General features: G+C 44.6%; 1 protein-coding gene. It reads right to left on the bottom strand.

The window, feature by feature from the left end; all coding sequences use genetic code 11:
- The coding region (locus A3766_RS10415; RefSeq protein ID WP_156508860.1) for an ABC transporter ATP-binding protein at positions 1–596 on the bottom strand (596 nt) is incomplete at both ends.

The following is a 596-nucleotide window of genomic DNA, read 5'->3' on the forward strand; positions in this document are numbered from 1 at the left end:
AAAGATTGCTTACTGGTATTTGTCAGAATTTTCCCTTGATCAATAATCGCAATGTTGCGGCATAGCGCTTCCGCCTCTTCCAGGTAGTGCGTCGTTAAGATAATTGTCGTACCCTGCTCATTGATTTCCTTTAGAAACTCCCACATTGAGCGTCGCAATTCGATATCTACACCCGCTGTGGGCTCATCAAGAATGAGCAATTTAGGCTTATGCACTAAAGCTCTGGCGATCATTAACCTTCTCTTCATACCCCCGGAGAGCATACGGGATGGTTCATTCCGTTTATCCCACAAGCCCAGTTTCTTCAGATAATGATCACAACTTTCCTCAGCTTCTGAAACGGGAATACCATAATAACCAGCCTGAGTAATAACGATATCACGGACCTTCTCGAACTGGTTGAAGTTAAACTCCTGAGGCACCACACCTAAACAGGTCTTTGCCTTAACCAACTGTTTATCGATGTCGTGGCCAAATATTTTGACCTCTCCAGAACTTTTATTAACCAAGGAAGAAACAATACCAAGTGTCGTTGATTTCCCCGCACCGTTAGGCCCCAATAAAGCGAAGAAGTCACCCTGCTCGACACTGACACT

The organism is Oleiphilus sp. HI0132, assembly GCF_001635845.1.